At 62.6% G+C, this 14,336-nt stretch carries 11 protein-coding genes; 6 read left to right on the top strand and 5 right to left on the bottom strand.

The genetic code is table 11. The features are described from left to right. Nucleotides 1-13: 13 nt before the first annotated feature. The 4 genes from NKI41_RS04220 to NKI41_RS04205 all read left to right on the top strand — a co-directional run bounded on the left by NKI41_RS04220 (nucleotide 14) and on the right by NKI41_RS04205 (nucleotide 4,294). The gene (locus NKI41_RS04220) at nucleotides 14-685 is read left to right on the top strand and encodes a hypothetical protein (protein WP_352681609.1); all 672 of its coding nucleotides are present in this window, start codon (nucleotides 14-16) and stop codon (nucleotides 683-685) included. A gap of 104 nt (nucleotides 686-789) precedes the next feature. Continuing rightward, nucleotides 790-1,545 (top strand): dienelactone hydrolase family protein, encoded by a 756-nt coding sequence (locus tag NKI41_RS04215; protein WP_352681607.1) that lies wholly within the window; start codon nucleotides 790-792, stop codon nucleotides 1,543-1,545. A 68-nt stretch (nucleotides 1,546-1,613) separates the two neighbouring features. After that, a complete protein-coding gene (locus NKI41_RS04210; RefSeq protein ID WP_352452095.1) occupies nucleotides 1,614-2,174 on the top strand; it encodes an RNA polymerase sigma factor in 561 nt (186 codons plus the stop codon). A 2-nt stretch (nucleotides 2,175-2,176) separates the two neighbouring features. Beyond that, nucleotides 2,177-4,294: a vWA domain-containing protein gene (locus NKI41_RS04205; RefSeq protein ID WP_352681605.1), complete on the top strand. Its 2,118-nt coding sequence runs from the start codon at nucleotides 2,177-2,179 to the stop codon at nucleotides 4,292-4,294. 149 nt (nucleotides 4,295-4,443) lie between these two features. Here the strand turns inward: NKI41_RS04205 and bmt are convergent, their stop codons facing one another. Both bmt and NKI41_RS04195 read right to left on the bottom strand, forming a co-directional pair. After that, entirely contained in the window at nucleotides 4,444-5,460 is a 1,017-nt protein-coding gene (gene bmt, locus NKI41_RS04200) for a betaine--homocysteine S-methyltransferase (protein WP_352454606.1), read from the bottom strand. Between the two features lie 88 nt (nucleotides 5,461-5,548). Continuing rightward, nucleotides 5,549-6,391, bottom strand: a complete 843-nt coding sequence (locus tag NKI41_RS04195; protein ID WP_352681603.1) for a helix-turn-helix domain-containing protein — start codon at nucleotides 6,389-6,391, stop codon at nucleotides 5,549-5,551. A gap of 228 nt (nucleotides 6,392-6,619) precedes the next feature. On the opposite strand from NKI41_RS04195, the gene NKI41_RS04190 reads away from it, so the two are divergent. Both NKI41_RS04190 and NKI41_RS04185 read left to right on the top strand, forming a co-directional pair. After that, entirely contained in the window at nucleotides 6,620-7,630 is a 1,011-nt protein-coding gene (locus NKI41_RS04190) for a fatty acid desaturase (protein ID WP_352681601.1), read from the top strand. Between the two features lie 83 nt (nucleotides 7,631-7,713). Further along, complete coding sequence (locus NKI41_RS04185) at nucleotides 7,714-8,514, top strand: phosphate/phosphite/phosphonate ABC transporter substrate-binding protein (RefSeq protein ID WP_352681599.1); 801 nt, start codon at nucleotides 7,714-7,716, stop codon at nucleotides 8,512-8,514. A gap of 109 nt (nucleotides 8,515-8,623) precedes the next feature. On the opposite strand, the gene NKI41_RS04180 is transcribed toward NKI41_RS04185, so the two are convergent. From NKI41_RS04180 to NKI41_RS04170, 3 genes are all read right to left on the bottom strand, one after another. Continuing rightward, nucleotides 8,624-9,937: a M24 family metallopeptidase gene (locus tag NKI41_RS04180; RefSeq protein WP_352681867.1), complete on the bottom strand. Its 1,314-nt coding sequence runs from the start codon at nucleotides 9,935-9,937 to the stop codon at nucleotides 8,624-8,626. 25 nt (nucleotides 9,938-9,962) lie between these two features. Continuing rightward, nucleotides 9,963-11,540 carry an ArnT family glycosyltransferase gene (locus NKI41_RS04175; protein ID WP_352681597.1) on the bottom strand — a complete coding sequence of 526 codons (1,578 nt, stop codon included), beginning with the start codon at nucleotides 11,538-11,540 and terminating at the stop codon, nucleotides 9,963-9,965. A gap of 88 nt (nucleotides 11,541-11,628) precedes the next feature. Further along, the gene (locus NKI41_RS04170; RefSeq protein WP_352681595.1) at nucleotides 11,629-14,214 is read right to left on the bottom strand and encodes a GcvT family protein; all 2,586 of its coding nucleotides are present in this window, start codon (nucleotides 14,212-14,214) and stop codon (nucleotides 11,629-11,631) included. Nucleotides 14,215-14,336 lie beyond the last annotated feature (122 nt).

Here is a 14,336-nt window from a genome sequence, read left to right as displayed (position 1 = left end):
TCCCGAGCGCGGCATGACTGAAACAATCGCGGCAGCGCTTTCCTCCTCCGGCCTCATGCTTCGCGGCGGCTTCGATTTTGCGGGCGGTGAGGAAACACCTTTCGGTCTCTCCGGCGCTGCCGCCAGATCCGTTCTGCTGGTGGGGCAGGCGGGCGCCGCACCTTGGCCGCACTTCCTGCGCTGGCTGGAGAGACAGTCACAGCCGATCGACGATCCGCTCGACAGATGGTCTCGCGAAGTGATCGGCGCGGTGGCCGAAAGATTCGGGGCACGCGCGGTGTCGCCGTCCGACAGGCCTTATCTGCCATTCCAGCAATGGGCGATGCGTGCGGAGGGGCTGAAGCCGTCGCCGCTCGGCATTCTCATGCATCCGAAATATGGGCTCTGGCATGCCTATCGCGGCGCGCTGCTGTTCGAAAATGAGATTGCGCTCCAAGAACCCTACGACGTGATTCACCTTTGCGATACATGTTTGGAAAAACCTTGCCTGAAATCCTGTCCGGTCGAGGCTTATTCTGCGAATGGTTTTGCACATGAAACCTGTCTGGCCCATGTGCGCGGGCAAAATGGCGCGCCCTGCCGGACCGGCGGCTGCCTTGATCGCAACGCCTGTCCTTACGGCACCGATTATCGCTATCCGGCCGAGGTTCAGGCCTTTCACATGGCAGCATTCGCGCGTCTGTAGCGTCGCCGAATGCCGCACGAAATCTTGAAGCAGATCGCCTCATTACAGCTTGCGGCGACGGTCAGCGCGGATATCTATCGCACGACACGTCAACGGAGCGGGTGATGGCCAAGCAAGCGATGCAGATCAAGACAAGCGACGGCATTGCCAAGGCCCGGCTGTTCCGTTCGGCGGCCCCAGCCAAGGCAGCGATCATCCTCTACATGGACGTTTTCGGTCCGCGACCGGCGCTTGATCAGATGGCGGAGCGGCTTACGAGCGAGGGCTATGCGGTGCTTGTGCCGGACCTTTTTTACCGCAATGCGCCCTACGGTCCGTTCGATCCCAAGACTGCGTTCGGCGACGAGAGGAGCAAGGCCGCCATCACAGGTCTGCTCGGCGGCACGACCCAGGAGATGACGATCCGCGACAGCGGCGCTTTCCTCGATGCGCTCGCTGCCCAAGGCCTAACCGGGCCGGTCGGCATAGTCGGCTACTGCATGGGCGGAGCGCGGGCGCTGAACGCCGCGGCCAGCTATCCCGACCGCATCGCCGCCGCGGCCAGTTTTCACGGCGGCAATCTGGCTGGTGACGCCGCCGACAGTCCGCATCGGAAGGCCGCCTCGGTCAAGGCAAGGGTCTATATCGGCACTGCCGGTGTCGACCGCAGCTTTCCGCCGGAGCAATCGGCGCGGCTCGCCGAAACACTGCGCGCCGCCGAGGTTGATCATGTCATAGAGAACTATGCCGGCATGGCGCATGGCTGGTGCATGCCGGACCATAGTGCCTTCGATGCAGCCGGCGCCGAACGCCACTGGAAGCGGCTGACGACGCTGTTTGCGGAGACGCTCGGCCAAGTCACGCCAACCATTACGACGTGACCGCCCACCAAAAAATTCTTTCCATCGCCCCAAGGAACCGCCATTAGCCTTCGTCCAACAGGCAAATGATGGCGATGATGCTGGACGAAAGCGAAGCCTCCGACGCCGAACTGATCGGACGGGCGAAGGGCGGAGACCGGGGTGCTTTCGGCAAGTTGCTCGAAAGGCACTATGGTTTCGTCTATCGCGCCGCCTATCGTTGGTGCGGGAAAAAGGCCGACGCCGAGGACATCGCCCAGGAAGTCTGCGTCCGGCTCGGGCGGGCGATCCGCGACTATCACGGCAGCGGTGCCTTCACGACGTGGCTCTACACCATGACGCTGAATGCGGCGCGCGACATGATGCGCAAGACCGCCCGCGAGACGGTCAAGACCGAGGCTTATGGCGCCTATGCGCTAATTTCGGGGGAAATCTCGGCCGAGCCGGAAGACCCGGCCGAGGCGCTGTGGGCAGCGGTACGCAAGCTGCCGGACAAGCAGCGCGACGCGGTGCTGCTGGTCTATGGCGAAGGGCTGAGCCACGCCGCCGCCGCCGAGGCGATGGCAATCTCGGAGACGACGGTTTCCTGGCACATCCATGAAGCGAAGAAACGGCTGAAGACGCTGATGCGTTCAGCCGGGGAAGTGTGACCATGGTCGACGACAACGAACTCAACAGACTGCGCGACATCGCGGCACCGGCGCCGGACGCGGACGCAAAGGCGCGTGCCCTCCAGGCCGCGCTGCGCGCCTATGATATGGACGAAAAAACTTTACCGGCCGCCCAAGGATCGGTGAGCGGGCTTCGTCTCACAGAGCGAGCACAAAAGCTCTGGAGCGAAATCATGCAAAAGAAACTCTTCGCCACGCCGGCCATTGCCGGGCTCGTTGCCCTGCCGATCGCCGGATACGCTACCATGTACATGCTGGGGGAATCCAAATTCAGCGGGCCCGAATTCGGCGGTGATAAGATCACCGAAACGCTGGCCGACAAGCCGGCGACCGTCAAACCGCCGGTCGTGGCCGAAGCAGACAAGCAGAAGAAGGCGGACGCCGACAGCGAAAGCCGTAACGCCGGCGAGGCGCTCGTGGCGCCGACATCGCCGCCGAAAGCGGAATCGACCGCAGTCGGCGGGTTGACGCAGCAGGATGTGCTCAGCCGCAATGCACCCGAACCGCAGCCGAGCAGCGAGCTTGCGTTGAACGGCGACGCAAGCTCCGCGGCCCCTTCAGCCGATGGCGGCGCGCGGGTCGGCCGCATGCCTGGCACGGTTGCCGAGCCCAAGCTGATGGCACAGCAGCCCGCCGCTGCGCCGGCCGACCAGATGCTGCCGCAAGAGGAAAACCGCGACCGCGTCGAGAATTTCAAGACCAACCCAGTGCATGCCGCACTTGAAGACCCGGTCTCGACCTTCTCGATCGATGTCGACACCGCTTCCTATTCCTTCGTCCGGCGCTCGCTGAAGGAAGGCTTTATCCCGCAGGCCGACACGGTTCGCGTCGAGGAGATGGTCAACTACTTCCCCTATGACTGGAAAGGCCCGGACTCCGCCTCGACGCCGTTCAACTCGACCGTCAGCGTCATGCCGTCGCCGTGGAACGAGCACACCAGGCTGATGCATGTCGCCATCAAGGGTTTCGACGTGAAGCCGGCCGAGCAGCCCAGGGCCAATCTGGTCTTCCTGATCGATGTGTCGGGGTCGATGAACGAGCAGGACAAGCTTCCGCTCCTGCAGTCGGCCTTCCGACTGCTGGTCAACAAGCTGAGACCTGACGACACCGTCTCGATCGTCACCTATGCGGGCGATGCCGGTACCGTGCTGGAGCCCACCAAGGCTTCGGAAAAGGACAAGATCCTCGCTGCCATCGACAATCTGACATCCGGCGGCTCGACGGCAGGCGAGGCCGGCATCAAGGAAGCCTACAGGCTGGCGCAGAAATCCTTCGTCAAAGACGGCATCAATCGGGTGATGCTCGCCACCGATGGCGACTTCAATGTCGGCCAGACCGACGACGACGACCTGAAGCGGCTGATCGAAAAGGAGCGCAAGACAGGCGTATTCCTGTCGGTGTTCGGCTTCGGCCGCGACAATCTGAACGACCAGATGATGCAGACCATCGCCCAGAACGGCAATGGCACTGCTGCCTACATCGATACGTTGGCGGAGGCCGAGAAGGTGCTGGTCGAGGATGCCTCCTCGACGCTGTTCACCATCGCCAAGGACGTGAAGATCCAGGTCGAGTTCAACCCGAACAAGGTCTCGGAGTACCGGCTGATTGGCTACGAAACCCGCGCCTTGAACCGCGAGGATTTCAACAATGACCGGGTCGATGCCGGCGAGATCGGCTCAGGTCATTCAGTCACCGCAATCTACGAGATCACGCCTAAGGGCAGCGGCGGCGAACAGATCGACCAGCTGCGCTACGGCCAGGCCTCGGTGAACAATGGCGGTGTCGCCAATGCCGACGAATATGCTTTCGTCAAGATCCGCTACAAGCTGCCGAACGAGGACACCTCGAAGCTGATCACCACGCCGGTAACGTCAGCCAATGAGGTGGCGTCGTTCGACCAGGCCAGCACCGACCAGCGTTTCTCTGTTGCCGTTGCTGCCTTCGGCCAGAAGCTGCGCGACGAGGATGCGACCGCGAAGTTCGGCTACGACAAGATCATGCAGATTGCCACCGCCGCCAGGGGAGCCGATCCGTTTGGATACCGGTCCGAGTTCCTCTCGCTTGTGCGCCTTGCCTCGGCGCTCGGCGGTAACCGGTAGTGGCAATGACGGCCGGTTTCTTTCAGATGGGATCGTTCTGATAGGGGGAGCCGGCCTACGGGCGGGTGAGGCAGGCCGGCGAGGGAAACCTTGCCGGCCTTTTTTCGCGGCCGCACCGCTTCGCGCGGACCATGTCGCAGACGAAAGCGTCAGGCGCGTCCGCGGCGCCGCTCGCGGCGGGCTTCGCTGGTCTCGGCGACATTGACCGTAGCCTGCTTGTTGCGCATCGGGCCGATGCGTTCGACGATCTGCTCGACGGTCGGGCGATCCGACTTGGTGTGCGCATCGAGCGCCTTGCGCATGGCGGCGAGGTGCTGGAACGAGGTGCCGCAGCAGCCGCCGACGATTTTGGCGCCGGCATCGACGGCGAGGCGCACATAGTCGGCCATCAGCTCGGGTGTGCCGGAATAGTAGATCTCGGCACCGCGAAATTCGGGAATGCCGCAATTGCCCTTGACGATCACCGTTGCTTCCGGCTTCGCCTCGGTCATGTCGAGCAGCGACGCGAGAATGTCGGAGGCGCCGACACCGCAATTGGCGCCGACACCGAGCGGTGTCTGCGACAGGCCATCGACGACGCCGTGGATGTCCTTCGGCAGCAGTCCCATCATGGTGCGGCCGGCGGTGTCGAAGGAGCCGGTATAGGTATAGGGCAGGCCGACGCGGATGGCGGCTTCGGCGGCGGCGCGGATTTCGTCAGGCGCCGACATGGTTTCGATCCAGGCGACTTCGGCGCCGCCGGCCTTCAGCCCCTCAATCTGCTCGGCAAAGGCTTCGACCGCCTCGTCATAGGTCATGGCGCCGAGCGGCACCAGCAGCTCGCCGGTCGGGCCGACGGAGCCGGCCACGATCACCTTGCGGCCAGCGTTGCCGGCGACGGCGCTTGCGATCTCGGCCGCGCGCTTGTTCAGCGCATAGACCCGGTCCTGCGCGTGGTGCAGCTTGAGCCGATGACGGGTGCCGCCAAAAGAGTTGGTCAGGATGATGTCGGCGCCGGCATCGACAAAGTTCTGGTGCAGGCTGGTGATGGTGTCGGGCGCGGTCTCGTTCAAGAGCTCGGGAGCCTCTCCGGCCTCAAGGCCCATGGCGAACAGATTGGTGCCGGTGGCGCCATCGGCGAGCAGAACGCCCTTTTCGGCAAGCAGAGCGTCGATCGGATTGGTCATGTGAAATACGCCTTCCCGGAAGAATAACTGAGATAAGGATATAAAGAATTCTTTATGTGCCGTCAATGTCGGCACGTAGAGCAACCGGTCAAAATCGCATCTCCGCCAGCTTTCGTGTGAAGCTGGCCGCTTCATGCGCGTTGACGTCCGCGGCACGGATCAGATTGTCGAAATGGCTGGTCAGGATGCGGATCGGCTGCGTGGCGTTCAGCACCAGATACATGTCGCCGACGTAAATGGCGGCGCGATAGGGCCCGAAGATGGTGTAGGGGATCGAATAGCGCATCCGCCCGTCATAGAGAAACAGGCGGAAGGTGGGATAGAGGTCGTCGAGCAGCGTCGCCATGTGCAGGAGCTGCTGGTGGCGGTCGACCTCCGGAAAGCGGTCCCACACGCCCAGCCCACGCGCGAAGATCTCCAGCGTGTGGCGCGGCATACAGACTTCCATGTCGGTTTCGGGCCGTCGGTTGTAGTCGATGCGGTACTGCGTTTCGCCGGCCTGTGCCTCGCGGCTCTTGTTGGCGATGACGGCTTCGTAGTCGACAAGCGCCTCGGTGCGCAGAAGATCGGGAATGCCGGCCGGCACGTAGCGGATTTTCGTTCCCGCCGCCTCGGCATGCCAGCGAGCCAGCAGCGTGCGGTCGAAGCCGTCCGGCGCCTCCTCGATCTCAAGGCTCTCGCGGATTTCGCCGGTAACACCCTCGTCGTGGCTGAGGCCGAGCAGCCAGTCGAGCGAGACTTTGAATTCGGCGGCGATGTTGAGCAGCGTTTCGGCGCGGGGAAGGCGGGTCGAGGCGCCGGAGAGCAGCTGCGACAGTGCCGAACGGTCGATGCCAACCGCGGCGGCGAAGGCCGACTGGTTCAAATCGGACCTTGTCAAGAGCATTTTCAGGCGCTCGCGAAAGATCGTCGACAGGTCGCGCTTGTCCAAATCGCCACCCCATTCAATAGGAGGAAAAATTTGCGCTTAAAGCCGCGAACGCGGGCTTCAGGCGCAAATGAATCCTGTTGGCTGTTTACAATACATAACATATGCAGCTGAAAATGCGCAATCGCAACAGTTTGTGCGCTTTATCGCGTTGCGCCGACGCAACGCTCCTGACACAATGTTGTCAGGAATCAAACGGGTTCCGGCGACTGGAAGGCAGTGGTCGATAGCATGACGAGCATGGGCAACAGGCGACACGGCGCAATGGCCATCGAATGGCCGACAGCATTTCTCGCACTTCTCTGCTACGGCGGCTGGCTCGCTACCGGCTTCCTGCTCTGGCCCTCTTACCCGCTGCTGGCACTCGCCTTTCTGACCCTGATTGCGGCGCTGCAATCCTCGCTGATGCACGAGGTCCTGCACGGCCACCCAACCCGGAATGCGCGGCTCAACGAAGCCTTTGTGTTCCTGCCGATTGGCCTTGTCTGGCCGTTTCGCCGGTTCAAGACCATTCATCTGCGCCACCATGCAGACGAGCGCCTGACCGATCCGCTCGATGATCCCGAAAGCTATTACAAGGCGCTCTGGCAGCACGAGGAGCTGCCGTCGGCGATGAAATTCCTGCTGAAGATCAACAACACAATGCTCGGCCGTTTCGTGCTAGGCCCGTGGCTTTCCTGCATCGGCTTTTTCATCGACGACGCCAAGCAGGTTGCCGCGGGCGACAACGTCGTCCGCAAGGCCTGGTTACTGCACGCGATCGGCCTCGCCATCGTGCTGCCCATCGTGCAGTTCGGCTTCGGCATGCCGTTATGGCTCTACATACTGGTGCCGGTGTGGCTTGGGCAGTCGCTGATTTCGATCCGCACCTACGCCGAGCACCAATGGTCTGAACATCCGGAAGGCCGCACGATCATCGTCGAGCGCTCGCCGCTGTCCTTCCTGTTCCTCAACAACAATCTGCATTTCGTCCATCACAAGAGCCCGACGGTGGCCTGGTACAGGCTGCCGAAGGTGTTTCGCGACCGCCGTGACGAATGGCTGCGGATGAACAATGGCTACGCCTATCCGAACTATTTCGCGCTGCTCAAGGCCTATGCCTTCAAGGCGAAGGAGCCGGTCGTCCATCCCGTGCTGCGGCGCATGCCGGAACCAGGACGCGCATTCAAGCCGCGCGTCAGGGCACGCAGCCTCAATGGGCTTGGCAGCGCACCGGTACCCGCCGAGCCGCCGAAAGAATGATTCTTGCGTTGTTGCAGGCGGTGCCGCGCGGACGACGCTTTCCTGACCTTGTCAATTTCCCCGCATAACGGTCAAATCCCGGCATGAGCGAATTCATTGCGGCTTTGCCGATGTACGACTGGCCGGAAGCGCGGGACGATGTCGACGCGCAATGGGCGCGGCTGCGCGATGCTTTCAGACAAAAAGGCATCGATGCGCCGGAGACGATCATCCGCCGCACCGGCGATTTGCCCCCCGTACCTGGCGGTATTCGCGATGATCAGGGAAAACCCATCGCGCCCGATCCGGCGACATTGCCGCCGGACGAACTGGATTTTCACCAGCTCTGGCTGCATCCGGCGCTGCTCTTTGCGCAAACCTGCTGGGGACCGATGGAACTCGGCCTGTCGCAGCGTGTCCAGCTCGTCGGCCAGCCGCGTTACGACGCCTTCGAGGGTGGACAGGGCGAACTCTATTCGAGCGCCATCGTCATGAGGGCGGGCGAGGCACCGCCGGCAAGGTCGCCGGCCGACGGCTGCGCCGTCATTCCGCTCGATCAGCTTCGCAGCAAGCGCTTCACCTTCAACAGCCTCGATTCCATGTCGGGCATCATCGCGCCAGCCCGCGACCTGCAAGCATTGGGCGAGAGTTTGGATATCTTTTCCGCGCTGAGCGAAAGCTGTGGGCACCGCGCTTCGATCGTTGCCGTTGCCGAGGGCAGGGCGGACGTCGCGGCGATCGATTGCGAGAGCTGGGCGCTGGCGCAGCGTTTCGAGCCGACGGCGCAGAAGGTGACGGTCGTCGGCTGGACAAGGCGGCGCAAAGGCTTGCCGTTCATCACCGCCAGGACGACGCCGGAAACGATCGTCGCCGCGATGCGCGAGGCGATCGCGGCGCTCACGTAAAGCGCGTCGCGTTCGGTCGGCCTCATGCGACGCGCTTTAGATTCTTGTTTTATGCATGTCGTTATCGCAAAGCCGCTGCACACTTTTGCGCGACATGCATTAGCATCGCTCAGCCGCCAAGCAGCCGATTGTCGAGCGGGTAGGTCGAAAGCTTCTCGTAGCCGGTTTCAGTGATCAGGATCTGTTCTTCGATCTTGACGCCTTCGTAGCCGCCAAGCCGACCGATATAGCTCTCGACGCACAGCACCATGCCAGGTTCGAGCACTCCGCCCGGTGTGTCGTCGGTCCAGTCGCCAGCATGCGGCAAAGTCGGGTATTCGTCGGCAAGGCCGACGCCGTGATAGAGCACCCCGTAACGGGCCGGGAAGCAGTCTCCCGGTGGCACTGACGAGCCCTCGACGAGGTCGCGGAGCGATATGCCCGGCCGCATCAGCTCCGTGTTGTGGGCGATCTGGTCGGCGGCGATGCGGAACAGGTCGCGCTGCTCCTGCGACGGCGGCGCGTCACCGCAAAGCCAGGTGCGCGAAAGGTCGGCGCAGAAGCCGTAAGGACCGATCAGGTCGGTGTCGAAAGCGACGAGCTCGCCGGCCTTGATCGTCCGCGACGAACACTCCTGGAACCATGGATTGGTGCGCGGACCCGACGACAGGAGCCGGGTTTCGATCCATTCGCCGCCGCGCGCGATGTTGCCGCGATGGAGTTCGGCCCACAATTCGTTCTCGGAGATGCCAGGCCTCAACGCCTTCTCCATCTCGCCCATTGCCGCCTCGCAAGCGGCGATCGCCCGGCGCATGGCAAGGATTTCGTCGGGCGATTTGATCAGCCGCGCATTTTCCATCACCGCCTCGCCATTGCCGGTCGAGATGCCGAGGCGGGCGAGCTCTTCGATGCCCTCGGGATTGATGTGGTCGACTGCGATGCGGCGATTGCCGCCGCCATGTTCCAATACCAGGTCGGCGATGCCGGCTGCCCAGCGGCGGGCTTTTTGGCCGGTCAGCTCGCCGCTGTACAGATAAGCCCACGACACCGCCGGCCGCACCTCGTCGACGACGCCGGAATGATCGGAAAGGTGCTCGCAGGAGAAATAGTCGAACAGCACCACCGGGCCATCGGTGGCAACGAAACAATGCCTGGTCCGATTGTGTGCGACCCAGAGCTGCATGTTGGTTGCGTCGGTGGCATAGCGGATATTGACCGGATCGTAGAGCAGGGCTCCCGCATAGTCGCGGCGCTTCAGCTCGGCGCGGATGCGCTCGAGCCGGTATCGGCGCATGGCGGGCAGGTCAGGAGCAGCAATGCCCGCCGCCTGCCATTCGGCTTCCGCCAGCGCTCCATAGCCCAGCGCATGCTGGTTGAGTTCAGCGGCCTTCAGCTGCGATTTTTTGCGCAGCACATCATTCGATCCGTCGGGCTCGAACGGCATGATCTTGCGGTGATGACGGGGCCGGTCAGTCGGGTTCCTGTCCACCCTCGGCTCCTCCGCTAACGCCTTCCTTGGGCGCCGTGGCTTCTCCCACCGCCATTCTCTTCAATCTTACATAGGCGCCGGCCCGGGCGGACTTGCCGGTGCCGCGCAACAGCGGAACCATCATGTGCCGTGGTTGGCCGTCCGGCTCATAGCCGGCCGCTTTGAGCTGCTCCAAAATGACCGGACGCGGATCGTCTCGGTCAAGCCAGACGAGTACGGCTGGTTCCTGCATCAGCGTTTCGAAATTAGGCACTTCCTGGTCAAGTGCGACCAGTTTTTCGTCGACCAACCGCAGGTTTCCGACCCATGCACCATCAGATATTGCGGTTTTGACCGGTCCGTCCGCAGTCAGTTGGCGATAGAGGGCGGGGTAATCCACGCGGATCATCCGCGAGAGGCCACTGGTCCCGTTTATCTGGACGTACCAGGTGGCCGGCGCGAGCAGCACGGCGATGATCGCTCCAGCCGCGATGACCAGGAGCTGCGCATTCCTGCCGCGCGGCGCCAGCCGTTCCATAGTGGCCAGGATGGCCAGCGGCAAGATGAACAGGACCGGCAGCAGCCAGCGGTCCTTGACCACCGTCACGCCGGTGGCAAGTACAAGTATTGCCAGCATGGCCAAGCCGAGCGCCAAGGTACGCCACAACAGAATTTCCCTTGCCGGACCTTTCGGGTGCCGCTCGGAGAAACGGAACTTCGCCAGCCAGAAAGCCAGGGCGGAAACGAGCACGGGCAAGACCGCGAAATTGAAGGTTCCCATGATAAACTTGCCGGCACCGACAAAGGCCGCGGCCATGCGCCCTTGTTGCGCGTCTATTCCGAACTTCTCGCCTCTCGACAATAAATCGGCGGGATGCATGAGGCTCCAATAGGTGGTCGGCGCCAGCACCAATATCGCGACCGCTATGCTGATGGCGAACTTCGGATCAAGGATCGAGCTGCGCCATTCGCGCAGCGACAGCACGGCCGCAACAAGGGCCACCACGAGGAAGACATCATTATATTTGGCAAGAATTGCCGCCGCGGTGGCCAGGCCAAACGCCACATAGGCGATCATGCTTCGCCGCTCGAGAAGATAGGCCATGGCCAGCAGGAGCAGCGAGCAGAAGCCGACGACGGCGACGGAATGCGACAAGGCGCGCTGCGATTCCCAGACGATCTGCGGGATCGTAAACAGGCCGAACATGGCCGCCGCCGCTGTCGCTTTGGTGTAGCCGAACCGCCGCATGGCGGCGAACACGCTGCAGGCGGCAAGGAACAGCACGGAGTATTTGACGAGCTTCAGCGTGAAGATACTGGTGCCGAAAACATGCGCGGCCAGCCAGTTGATCCAGGTGTACAGGGGTGGTTGCGAGCCGCCATATCCAGCCCAGAAATACGGAACATAGATCAGCTGCTCCGCATCATCGATGCCGACGCCGGTTCCCGCCCAAGAGCTCAACAGGGACAGTATGATGGTCTGCAAGGCAAAATAAGCCGCGACCATGACGATCGCCGCCGGGAAGGGGCCGATCCGTCCCTCGGCCAGCCACTCGGCCCATCTCAGATTGTACTTCAATGAAATCTCATCGCCCTTGCCAGCAGAGTGTTGCCGGCTGCGCTAGCATGAAGAGTATGCTCCGCACAATGCGACCGGCTGGCTGCGCCTACGTCCTCATCTTTTCGCCGCTCGGGTCGAAAGGCGGTTCGACATTGATGCGTGCGGGACGCCGGTGCCCGAGGATTTCGATCTCGAACAGGCCGGCGCTCTCGTTCTCGGCAAGCGCCGCCGGTACATATCCCTGCGCCATCGACTTCTCGACATAATGCGCATAGCCGCCGGAGGTGACCCAGCCGACCACGCGCCAGTCGCCGTCGACAATGCCGCGCACGGCAGACGCGCCTTCGGCGGCGTTCGAGCCGCGCACTTCCTTGCCGCCCGCGTCGAAGCGCGGCGCGCCATAGCCATGCGGCTTTTCCACGGTGCCGTAATCCTTGCCGCCGACCTTGGCCCAGATCGGCTCATCGCCCATGACGTCTGCATCCGCGGCATCGACGATGAAGGAGACACGGCGCAGTTTCGGCCCTTCTGCCTGTTCCTTGGCCGCTGCTTCCCGGCCGATGAAGTCGTTCTTCTCTAGCTTGATGAAGCGGTCCATCGAGCCTTCGAACGGTCCGTAGATCGGACGTAGCTCGCGGAACCAGGTCGGGAAGTTCTTCTCAAGGCGCATAGAGAGCAAAGCCCGCATGCCGAAATCGACAAGCCCAAACTCTTCGCCAGCCTCCTTGATCGCCTTGTAGACAAGGCGCTGGTAGGCAGGCGCCATCCAGATCTCGTAGCCGAGGTCGCCGGTGTAGGTGATGCGATTGACCATGCAAGGCGCGCCGCCGACCGCCATTTCGCGGAAATCCATAAAGCGGAAGGCCTTGGTCGACATGTCGACATCGACCAGTTTCTGCAGCAGGTCGCGGGATTTCGGCCCGGCGATGGAGAGACCGACCAGCGTCTGGTCGAAGCGGTGGATGCGGATGCTTCCATCCTTTGGCAGATGCTTCTCGAACCAGCGCATGTGGTATTTTTGCGCTGCCGAAGAACCCCATATCATGAAGCGTTCTTCCCCACCCCTTGGGCCCGCCTTGGCGATGGTGAAGTCCCCGATCAGCCGGCCGAACTCGTTCAGCATGGGCGTCAGCACGATGCGGCCGGTCTTCGGCATGCGATTGGTCATCAGACGGTTGAGGAAGTCCTCGGCCCCTGGCCCGGAGACTTCGTATTTGGCGAAGTTGGCGATCTCGGTGACGCCGACCCTCGCGCGGGTGGCGCGCACCTCCTCGCCGATCGGGCGGAAATCATTGGAGCGGTGGAAGGACACGACGTCCTTCGGCTCCGAGCCTCTCGGCGCGAACCAGAGCGGGGTTTCGAGACCCCAGCTGTCGCCCATGACGGCGTTGTTGGCGAGCATGGTGTCGTAAAGCGGGGTCGTCTGCGCTGGTCTTGCCGCCGGTAATTCCTCGTTGGGAAAGCGGATGGAGAAACGGCGCGAATAATTTTCGCGGACCTTTGCGTTGGTATAGCGCAGCGTTGCCCATTCGCCGAAGCGCGCAACGTCCATGCCCCAGACGTCGAAGCCGGGGTCGCCATGGACCATCCAGTTCGACAGCGCCAGGCCGACGCCGCCGCCCTGGCTGAAGCCGGCCATGACGGCGCAGGCGCACCAGAAATTGGTCAGGCCCTGCACCGGGCCGACCAGCGGGTTGCCGTCCAGCGCGAAGGTGAAGGGGCCGTTGATGATCTGCTTGATGCCGGCCTTTTCGATGCCGGGGAAATGCTTGAAGCCGATCTCGAGCGACGGCGCGATGCGGTCGATGTCTGGCTGCAGCAGCTCGTGGCCGAAATCCCAGGGCGTGCTGACCGGCGACCACGGCTTGCAGGCCTTTTCATAGGTGCCGAGCAGGATGCCGTTGCGCTCCTGGCGGGTATAGATCTCGCCCTTGAAATCGAGCACGCCAATCATCTCGCGGCCGGTCGACTTGTTGAATTCCTCGACCTCCGGCATCGGCTCGGTCAGGAGATACATATGCTCCATGGCCAGCACTGGCAGTTCGACGCCGACCATGCGACCGATCTCGCGCGCCCACAGGCCGCCGCAGTTGACCACATGCTCGGCTTTGACTGTGCCTTGCTCAGTGACGACGTTCCAGGTGCCGTCGACCTCCTGCGTCAGTTCCACGACGCGGTTGCGCAGTACGATCTCGGCGCCTAGCTTCCTGGCGGCCTTGGCATAGGCATGGGTGGTGCCGGAAGGGTCGAGATGGCCCTCGACTGGATCCCACATGGCGCCGACGAAATTCGTCTCGTCCATCAGCGGGAACATTGCCTTGGCTTCGGACGGCGTGATCAGTTCGGTGTCCATGCCGAGATAGCGGCCCTTGGCGTGGGCGAGCCGCAAGAAGTCCATGCGCTCGGGCGTGTCGGCCATCATCACGCCGCCGGTCAGGTGCAGCGAGCAGGATTGGCCGGAAATCTCCTCGATCTCCTTGTAAAGCTGCACCGTATAGGCCTGCAGCTTGGCGACGTTGGGATCGCCGTTCAGCGTATGGAAGCCGCCCGCCGCATGCCAGGACGAGCCGGAAGTGAGCTCCGAACGCTCGATCAGCATGATGTCGGTCCAGCCAGATTTGGCCAGATGATAGAGCACCGAGCAGCCAACGACGCCGCCGCCGATGACAACCGCTTTTGCATGAGATTTCATGAAGATAGATCCGTTTTTGAAGAGATTGAATCGAGTGAGCGGGGCGCGAAAACAAAGCGGAGATGGGATACAGCGATGTTTCGGGCCAGCCTGCCATCAAGACGGAGTGGGGGTCGACTACT

The organism is Mesorhizobium sp. M0601 (assembly GCF_040320845.1).
Lineage (GTDB): Bacteria > Pseudomonadota > Alphaproteobacteria > Rhizobiales > Rhizobiaceae > Mesorhizobium.
Note: the sequence above shows the minus strand (reverse complement) of the source record. Positions and strands in the feature narration are given on the sequence as shown.

What these genes read in the sequence shown, in the direction of transcription:
- NKI41_RS04220 (WP_352681609.1), top strand. Translation starts at nt 14, where the DNA reads ATGACTGAAACAATCGCGGCAGCGCTTTCCTCCTCCGGCCTCATGCTT.
- NKI41_RS04190 (WP_352681601.1), top strand. Translation starts at nt 6,620, where the DNA reads ATGACGAGCATGGGCAACAGGCGACACGGCGCAATGGCCATCGAATGG.
- NKI41_RS04210 (WP_352452095.1), top strand. Translation starts at nt 1,614, where the DNA reads ATGGCGATGATGCTGGACGAAAGCGAAGCCTCCGACGCCGAACTGATC.
- NKI41_RS04180 (WP_352681867.1), bottom strand. Translation starts at nt 9,937, where the DNA reads ATGCCGTTCGAGCCCGACGGATCGAATGATGTGCTGCGCAAAAAATCG.
- NKI41_RS04215 (WP_352681607.1), top strand. Translation starts at nt 790, where the DNA reads ATGGCCAAGCAAGCGATGCAGATCAAGACAAGCGACGGCATTGCCAAG.
- NKI41_RS04185 (WP_352681599.1), top strand. Translation starts at nt 7,714, where the DNA reads ATGAGCGAATTCATTGCGGCTTTGCCGATGTACGACTGGCCGGAAGCG.
- NKI41_RS04205 (WP_352681605.1), top strand. Translation starts at nt 2,177, where the DNA reads ATGGTCGACGACAACGAACTCAACAGACTGCGCGACATCGCGGCACCG.
- NKI41_RS04170 (WP_352681595.1), bottom strand. Translation starts at nt 14,214, where the DNA reads ATGAAATCTCATGCAAAAGCGGTTGTCATCGGCGGCGGCGTCGTTGGC.
- bmt (WP_352454606.1), bottom strand. Translation starts at nt 5,460, where the DNA reads ATGACCAATCCGATCGACGCTCTGCTTGCCGAAAAGGGCGTTCTGCTC.